Origin of the sequence: Micromonospora yasonensis (assembly GCF_026013475.1) — a bacterium.
Classification (GTDB): Bacteria; Actinomycetota; Actinomycetes; order Mycobacteriales; family Micromonosporaceae; genus Micromonospora; species Micromonospora yasonensis.
The window spans coordinates 40,497-48,767 of sequence record NZ_JAPDPH010000029.1 but is presented as its reverse complement, the minus strand read 5'-3'; the positions used below and the strand labels follow the sequence as shown (position 1 = coordinate 48,767).

Genomic DNA, 8,271 nt, shown 5'->3' with positions numbered 1-8,271 from the left:
TGCCAGCCACCATCTGAGTACGGCGACTCGACGGCGTCATCGTCGTCCGGGGCGGCGTGCCGCCCGCCGCCGTCCGCCCGGCGCACCCCGGACTCCAGCGCCCAGCGGGGAAGATAGGCGTAGACCGGCTCGTCCTGGCCGCGCTCGATCGCGCGGCGGCGGCTCGGGGTGCCGTGACGGTCGGATGCGTACCGGTCTGCGGGGAACGGCTCGCCGGGGTCGTCCCACGGGGCGATCGGCTGGCGCTCGCGCGGGCTGCCCTCCCCGCTTCCCCAGTCCCGGTAACTCACGGCCGGAGCGTGACCCTTCTCAACCGAAAGTGCAATCCGCTGTCCAGGTGTAGCCGTTCGCAGAGATAGTACGGGACGAACAGCCCAGAGGCTTCACCCGAAATCTGTCGTCCACAGGGTGGGGATTGCGAAGCAGCAGCTCAGGGTGCTTGTGGACAGAACTGCCCAGCAGTTTTCCACACCTTGTGCACACCCTGCACACATGCCCGGCCCCCGGCGTCCACAGGTTGTCCCGAGGCTCGTCCACCGGCATTGTTGAGGGCCTGAGCTCGGGTTCCGTATCGTGGTCCCTCCGACCGTCCGGGCGGTGGCCCCCGATCGACCGGAGGGCCGCCGAAACCTGTCACACCCCGGCGGTAGAGCTGGATTCGATCCGACGCAGCGAGGGGGGACCCGTGTCGGTCACCGACGACCAGCGGACGGAGCGGACCGGGGGGCCGTCGTCCGCACCGCCGCAGCGGGACGCGCCGTTCGAGAAGACCCCGCCCCAGGACGTGGCCGCCGAGCAGTGCGTCCTCGGCGGCATGCTGCTCTCCAAGGACGCCATCGCCGACGTCGTCGAGATCCTGAAGTCCAACGACTTCTACCGCCCGGTGCACGCCACCGTCTTCGACGCGATCCTCGACATCTACGGCCGAGGCGAGCCCGCCGACCCGATCACCGTCGCGGCGGCCCTGGCCGACTCCGGCGACCTGGCCCGGATCGGTGGCGCACCGTACCTGCATACGCTGATCGCCAGCGTGCCCACCGCCGCCAACGCCGCCTACTACGCGCGCATCGTCGGCGAGCGTGCGGTGCTGCGCCGGCTGGTCGAGGCCGGCACGAAGATCGTCCAGCTCGGGTACGGCACCGGCCAGGGCGGCAGCCGGGACGTCGACGACGTGGTCGACCTGGCCCAGCAGGCCGTCTACGAGGTCACCGAGAAGCGGGTCAGCGAGGACTTCGCCGTGCTGGCCGACATGCTCCAGCCGACGCTGGACGAGATCGAGGCCGTGGGCGCCCAGGGCGGCGTGATGACCGGCGTGCCGACCGGCTTCAGCGACCTCGACCGGCTGCTGAACGGCCTGCACCCGGGCCAACTCATCATCGTGGCAGGCAGGCCTGGTCTGGGAAAATCGACCGCATCTATGGACTTTGCCCGAAATGCGTCGATTCGCTACAACCATGCGTCGGCGATCTTCTCGCTGGAAATGAGCAAGGTCGAGATCGTCATGCGACTCCTCTCGGCCGAGGCCCGCGTGCCGCTGCATGTGCTGCGCAGCGGCCAGCTCTCCGACGACGACTGGACCAAGCTGGCCCGCTGCATGGGCGAGATTAGCGAGGCGCCACTCTTCGTCGACGACACGCCGAGCATGAACCTGATGGAGATCCGGTCCAAGGCGCGGCGGCTCAAGCAGAAGCACGACCTCAAGCTGATCGTGGTCGACTATCTCCAGCTGATGACCTCACCGAAGCGCACCGAGAGCCGGCAGCAGGAGGTCGCCGACCTGTCCCGTGGCCTCAAGCTGCTGGCCAAGGAGGTCGAGTGCCCGGTGATCGCGGTGAGCCAGCTGAACCGCGGTCCCGAGCAACGCACCGACAAGCGCCCGCAGCTGTCCGACCTGCGGGAATCTGGCTCGATTGAGCAAGATGCCGACGTTGTCATCCTTCTCCATCGCGACGACTACTACGACAAGGAGTCGCCGCGTGCCGGAGAGGCGGACTTCATCGTGGCAAAACACCGGAACGGTCCGACCGACACCGTGACCGTGGCCGCCCAGCTGCACCTGTCCCGCTTCGTCGACATGGCCATCGTCTGACCCGTGTCGGGCGATGACTTTCCGGACCGGAAGCCGTCTCAAGGAGGACGACGAGACGGAGGGTGATCCGATGCGGGCGACGGGACGCACCGAGGACGAGGCCGTGGCGGCGGGCGACGAGGTCGCCTTCGCCCGGGTGACCGAGCGGCACCGCGGTGAGCTGCGGGTGCACTGCTACCGGATGCTCGGCTCGTACGACGAGTCGGAGGACCTGGTGCAGGAGACGTTCCTGCGGGCCTGGCGACGGCGGGAGACCTGGCAGGGGCGGGCCTCCCTCCGGGCCTGGCTCTACCGGATCGCCACCAACGCCTGCCTCGACCACCTGGAGCGGCAGTCCCGCCGGCCGGCCGGGTCGGCCGGGGTGCCGCCGCTCGTGGCGGTGCCGTGGTTGCAGCCGTACCCCGACCGGTTGCTGGAGCTGGTGTCGGCGGGGAGCCCGCTGGGCCGGGCGTTGACGGTGGCGGAGGTGGCCGAGGTGGCGGCGTTCCTGGCATCGGACCGGGCGAGCGGAATGACCGGCACGGTGGCCAATGTCAGCGGCGGTGCGGTACCGGACTGACCGGGCAGCAGGAGTCAGCCGAGCAGCGGGAACCAGCCGGCAGCCTCGCCCAGGTCGCGCCGGTCGCGGTCGCTGAGCGGCAGCCGGCCGGTGGCCTTGAGCAGGTATTCCGGGTCGTTCCAGCCGGCCGGTCGGACGGCGTCGTCGCTGAGCAGACCGTCCATGGTGGCCACCGCGACGCGGGTGGCGTCGCTGCTGCCGCCGGCGAAGGCCCGCCAGTAGCTGACGTCGTCCACGTCGGCCGGGCCCTCGGCCGGGCTGGCCAGCGCGACCAGGGCCCGCTGGGCGTCGCAGAGGACGTGGAAGAGGAGGTCGGCGACGAGCCAGCCGCGGCAGCGGGTCGGTCGTTGCAGGTCGGCGTCGTCCAGCCCGCTGACCACGGCGGTGATGCCGTCGTACGCCCCTCGTGCTGCCGGATCTCGGTCGTGGGTGCAGCCTGCCACGGCGGTGCCGGGCGGGCACCACGGTGGGCGGGCCGGGCCGGTGGTCGGCCCGGCCCGCCGCACCGGTCAGTCGAAGAGTTCGCCGAGGAAGCCGTGGTGCTTCTTCCGTCGGTAGTGACCGTGGTAGCCGTAGTGCTGGCCGTGCCCGTAGGCGGGCTGGGCGTAGCCGTGGCCGGGCGGCGGCGGAGGGGGCGGCGGAACGGTGCCGTACCCGGGCTGGTGCGGGGCGGCGGGCGGTGGCGGTGGCGGGGTGTAGCCGCCGGCCGCCTGGGCCCCCTGCGGCGGGCCGGCGTGCTGCTGGTTCCAGTTCGCCTCGGCCTCGAACAGCTTCTCGAGTTCGCCGCGGTCGAGGAAAATGCCGCGGCACTCGCCGCACTGGTCGATGATGACTCCGCTGCGCTCGTACTGGCGCATGTCTCCGTGACACTTCGGGCAGGTGAGCTGCATGGCACCGACGGTACCCGGTGGACTCACGCGGTGGCCTTGAGCGTTTCCGTCACCTCGTTGTCGGAGACCTCGTGGAAGTCCTCGTAGTACGCGCCGACCGCCATGAAGTCGGGCGGGGTCTCCAGGATGACCACCTGGTCGGCCTCGGCGGCGAGCATCTCGTACGCCTCCCGGGAGCCGACCGGCACGGCCACGATGACCCGGGCCGCGCCCAGGTGGCGGGCGACCTGCACGGCGGCCCGGGCGGTGGCACCGGTGGCCAGCCCGTCGTCGACGATGACCGCGGCCCGCCCGGTGAGGTCGAGCGGCGGGCGGCCGGCCCGGTAGAGGCTCTCGCGGCGGTCCAGTTCGGCCTGCTCCCGCTGCCGTACCTGGGTCTTGTCGGCGTCACTGAGCCGGTCGGCGACCATCGCGTTGAGCACCTGCACCCCGCCGGGGCCGAGCGCCCCGTACGCCACCTCGGGTGCGTACGGCACGCCGAGCTTGCGGACCACGAGCACGTCCATGGGCACGCCGAGCCGTTCGGCGATCACCCGGGCGACCTCCACGCCGCCGCGGACCAGGCCGAGAACGATGGCGTCCGGCCGTCCGGTGAGTTCGGTGAGGTGGTCGGCGAGCCGCTGGCCCGCCTCGGCCCGATCGCGGTAGGTGGTCATGTCCTCAGGTGTACGCCCTGCCGGCGGGCCGCGTCCGGGAGTTCCGGAAGCCGGTCGGGCCGGCACCGGCCGGCGGGCGCGGGTTTTCGGCGAGCGCCAGCGCGGGGGCCAGCACCAGCAGGGCGACCGGGTAGAGCAGGTAACCGAACCGGGTCGAGGGCATCAGCAGGATCGCCGCGAGCAGCCCGTACCCGCAGATCAGTGCGGTGGCGGCGGCGGTGCGCGGCGGGCGGCGCAGCAGCCGGACGGCGATCGCCACGCCCACCGCGACCAGCAGCGCGGCGGCGATGACCCGGCCGGCGGGCAGCGCGGCGGCGATCAGGTGACCGGGGAACGGGGACTGGGCGGGGCTGGTCACCAGCCCGTGCCCGAGCGGGAAGCGCAGCACGTTCTCGACCAGGGCGTCCCGGTCGACCAGCAGGACGGGGAGCAGGGCGAGCACCGGCAGGCCGACGGCGCCGAGAGCGGTACGCAGGCCGGCCCGGCGGGTGACCGCCCAGCAGATCAGCACGAGCGCCACCGGCCAGGCGAAGAGCTTCAGCGCGCCGGCCACCCCGACGGCCAGGCCGGCCCGACCGGGCCGACCAGCGGCAGCGAGGGCCAGCCCGAGCAGGCAGAGCGCGAGTACGGGCAGATCGTCGCCGCCGGTGGCCAGGGTGAGCGCGCAGATCGGCAGGACGGTGGCCGCCTGCACGCCGCGCAGCACGGCGGCGTCCCGGCGGGGTGCGTCGGGGGCGGGCGCGGCGCGCAGGGCCGCCACCGCGGCGGCCAGCACCAGCGCGGTGACCAGGGCGAACCAGACCCGGGCGTCGGTCCACCAGGCGTCGGCGGCGGCCCGGGGCAGCCCGAACAGCGCCATCCCCGGCTGGTACGGCGTGTAACCGAGCAGTTGTTCGGCCGGCGGGAGCGCGGCGATCGCGTCATGGCCCAGGTAGGGGGTGCCGTGTTCGACGAGCCGAGCACCGGCGTGCTCGACCACCACCACTTCCTCCTGCGCCCGGTCGGTACGCCCCGCCGCCCGCTGGGCGCTCTGCGTCACGATCGGCAGCAGCGCGGTGGCGGCCCAGGCGAGCCCGGCGACCGCCCACCGGGCGGGCAGCCCGGCCAGGGCCGGACCGAGGTGGCCGCGCCGGGCGAGGAGTTGGCCGGTCACCAGGAGCGCCGCCAGCAGGTAGCCGACGGCGGCGATGGCACCCCAGGCGCGGTGCGGGGTCAAGGTGGAGGTGCCGGCGGTCACTGCGGCGAAGACCGCCGACACGGCGTAGAGGCCCAGGTCGAGGGCGAGGCCGCCGGCGGCGGAATCCACGGCCTGCCAGCGGCGGGTGGCGGGGGCGGGCCGGTCGGGGTCGGCGGTCACGCCGGCCAGTCTGGCAGACGCCGTCCGACCGGCAGCGCGGCGCTCGCTCCCCCGCTCGCGACTCGACCGGGCGTTGGCCGGCCATCCTGGAGAGGTTCCGTGCGCGGCGATTCCGGCGGTGGCGGCCGGTTCAGCGGCGGCGGGGCTCGTCAGCGGTCTGGCCGGCGCCGGAGGTCGGCGTCGCGGCGCGACCGCGCCCGCCGGTGCGGCGGCCGGGCAGGCGGATCACGGCGGCCTCGTCGTGCAGCGGCGCGGCGAGGCTGCCCGGTCGCCCGCCCGCACCCCGCTGGAGGGCGGCGAGCAGCGCGCCCACCGGCAGCGGCCGGGCGAAGAGATGACCCTGCCCGGCGACGCAGCCCAGCTCCCAGAGCGCCCGCCGCTGCGGTTCGTTCTCCACACCTTCGGCGACCACGGTCAGGTCGAGGCTGCGGCCCAGGTCCAGCGTCGAGCGGATCACCGCGGCGGCCTCGGGCGCGCCGTCCATGGCGGCGACGAAGCTGCGGTCGATCTTCAGCTCGTGCACGGGGATGCGCGAGAGCAGGGAGAGCGAGGAGTAGCCGGTGCCGAAGTCGTCCAGGGCCAGTCGTACGCCGGAGTCGCGGAGCCGACTGAGGACCTGGTCGACCACGTCGAGCTGGCTGAGCGTGAGGGTCTCGGTCAGTTCCAGCACCAGCCGGTCGGGCGGCAGGTCGTGCGCCCGCAGCCGGGCCAGCACCGCCCCGGGGAAGCGGGGGTCGAGCAGGCTGCGCGGCGACACGTTCACCGACACCGGCAGGTCGAACCCGGCCGCCCGCCAGGTGCTGGCCGCGATCAGCGCCTGATCGAGGATCGTCTCCGCGAACGCGGGCAGCAGCCCCGAGCGTTCCACCGCCTCCAGGAACCGCAGCGGATCGATCATGCCGTGGGTCGGGTGGTGCCAGCGGGCCAGCGCCTCCGCGCCAATGGCCGCGCCGCTGGCCAGGTCGACGATCGGCTGGAAGGTGACGGTGAACTCGTGGTCGGCCACCGCGCGGGGCAACTCGCCGCCCAGGGTGAGCCGGCCCAGGTCGGCGGTGTCGCGGGTCGGAGCGTACGTGGAGATCCGCTGGCCGGCCCGCTTGGCCTGGTACATCGCCACGTCGGCGCGGCGGAGCAGCTCGGGCATCCCGCCGCTGGCCGGCGCGACGGCGATCCCGCCGCTGGCCTCCACGCTGATCCGCATACCGTCGAGTTCGAGCGGCTCGTGCAGCGCGCCGAGGAGTGACTCGGCGCGGTGCGCCGCGACCGCCGGGGCGGGCAGGCCGCGCAGCAGGACGGCGAACTCGTCGCCGCCGAGCCGGGCCACCAGGTCACCGGGGTTGGCCGCCGCCCGCAACCGGTCGGCGACCTGCGTCAGCACCTGGTCGCCGGCGCCGTGCCCGAGGGTGTCGTTGACCTCCTTGAAGTGGTTGAGGTCGATCAGCACCAGCGCGGTGACCCCGTCGGCGTGCCGGTTGGTGAGCTGCTCGGTGCCCTCGTCGAGCAGATGCCGGCGGTTGGAGAGCCCGGTCAGCGCGTCGTGGGTGGCCGCGTACGCGTGCTCCTCGGCGATCCGGGCCAGCTCGGCGTACGCCTGCGCGTTGCGGACCGCGGTGCACAGCGCCGAGGCGAAGGTACGCAGGGTGTACTGCTCCCGCTCGGAGAGCTGCACCGGGCCGGCGAAGCGCAGCCGCAGCACGCCGAGGTCGACGGTTCGTTCGTGTCCCTCCAGCGCGACCGGGACGATCGTGCCGGTCACCGCGCTGGGCTTCGGGGCCTCTCCGTCGTAGGCGATGCCGCCGGTACCACCGCGGACCGTGCGCGGGCCGTCGCGCAGCTCGATCTCGACCTCGTCGGCGGAGAAGAGCTCGGCGGCCTGGGTGACGGCGGTGGTGAGCACCTGGTCGAGGTCGACGACGTTGAGGGCGTCGGTGGTCCGGGCGAGCCGCTGCCAGGCCTGCTGCTCGGTGCGGGTGCGAAACCGGGTGGAGTAGGCCAGGTGCAGGCTGAGCACCAGCGGTGGCACGGCGAGTAGAAGCCGTGGGTCAGCTCGGAGGATGAGTACGGTGCAGGCTGCCACGACGAACCGGACCGCGAAGCCTGCGATCCGCAGGTCGAGGTTGGTGCGGAACTGCCGGGAGATCGGCGTTCCCGAGGCGAGTGCAATCACCGGCATGGCAAGCAGATCGTCGAGCAACGCTGCGACGAGGTAGACGATTCCTAGGGTGCCGATGAGGGTTCTGACCGACGGGGAGGGCCAGTCGAGGGACCGGGCGACCGCGACCATGGCTCCGGCGATCAGCACGTTCTTGCCGATGCTGAAGACCGTCTTGATGACTGGTAGCCGCAGCATCACGTAGACGATGGCAACGGCTGCGGCGGTGCTGAGAATGACCCACGAGCCTGGCGCAATCGCGACGCCGATGACGATGGCGGTCTCGACCCATGCGATGGCGAGGTTCGTCGACCGGATCCGGACGGAGGTCTTGACGATGCCACCGACCGTGATCATAAAGATCAGCGTGACGAACGTCCCGACGTCGCGAACGGAGCTAGGTGGGTGCCGTGCCAGGGAGACCGCTGCGACGGTGGCCACTGCCGACGCGAGGACGACAGTGAGACCGACGAGCGCCACGAGGCGCCGATCGGTCCCAGCGTCATGTCGTCCGTCGGTTCGGCTCATCCAGCTCCATGGGCTGAACGGCTGACGTCTGCACCAGCGT

Annotated in this window: 7 protein-coding genes and 1 pseudogene; 2 read left to right on the top strand and 6 right to left on the bottom strand. The window is 72.7% G+C overall.

What is annotated here, in order from left to right; translation table 11 throughout:
• Positions 1–290: pseudogene (locus ONA70_RS09340) on the bottom strand (hypothetical protein); the annotation flags it as partial.
• A 395-nt stretch (positions 291–685) separates the two neighbouring features.
• On the opposite strand from ONA70_RS09340, the gene dnaB reads away from it, so the two are divergent.
• Positions 686–2,089, top strand: coding sequence for a replicative DNA helicase (dnaB, locus tag ONA70_RS09335; protein ID WP_265005951.1), 1,404 nt, complete (start codon positions 686–688; stop codon positions 2,087–2,089).
• Positions 2,090–2,159: 70 nt separating this feature from the next.
• Positions 2,160–2,648 carry an SDR family oxidoreductase gene (locus ONA70_RS09330; protein WP_265005950.1) on the top strand — a complete coding sequence of 163 codons (489 nt, stop codon included), beginning with the start codon at positions 2,160–2,162 and terminating at the stop codon, positions 2,646–2,648.
• Between the two features lie 14 nt (positions 2,649–2,662).
• Here ONA70_RS09330 and ONA70_RS09325 read toward each other — a convergent pair whose 3' ends face one another.
• The 5 genes from ONA70_RS09325 to ONA70_RS09305 all read right to left on the bottom strand — a co-directional run bounded on the left by ONA70_RS09325 (position 2,663) and on the right by ONA70_RS09305 (position 8,231).
• Complete coding sequence (locus ONA70_RS09325; RefSeq protein WP_265005949.1) at positions 2,663–3,154, bottom strand: maleylpyruvate isomerase N-terminal domain-containing protein; 492 nt, start codon at positions 3,152–3,154, stop codon at positions 2,663–2,665.
• A gap of 3 nt (positions 3,155–3,157) precedes the next feature.
• Positions 3,158–3,538 (bottom strand): TFIIB-type zinc ribbon-containing protein, encoded by a 381-nt coding sequence (locus ONA70_RS09320; protein ID WP_265005948.1) that lies wholly within the window; start codon positions 3,536–3,538, stop codon positions 3,158–3,160.
• Positions 3,539–3,561: 23 nt separating this feature from the next.
• Positions 3,562–4,194 carry a phosphoribosyltransferase gene (locus tag ONA70_RS09315; RefSeq protein ID WP_265005947.1) on the bottom strand — a complete coding sequence of 211 codons (633 nt, stop codon included), beginning with the start codon at positions 4,192–4,194 and terminating at the stop codon, positions 3,562–3,564.
• Between the two features lie 4 nt (positions 4,195–4,198).
• Positions 4,199–5,551, bottom strand: coding sequence for a glycosyltransferase 87 family protein (locus ONA70_RS09310; RefSeq protein ID WP_265005946.1), 1,353 nt, complete (start codon positions 5,549–5,551; stop codon positions 4,199–4,201).
• A gap of 130 nt (positions 5,552–5,681) precedes the next feature.
• Complete coding sequence (locus ONA70_RS09305; protein ID WP_265005945.1) at positions 5,682–8,231, bottom strand: putative bifunctional diguanylate cyclase/phosphodiesterase; 2,550 nt, start codon at positions 8,229–8,231, stop codon at positions 5,682–5,684.
• Between the last annotated feature and the right edge of the window lie 40 nt (positions 8,232–8,271).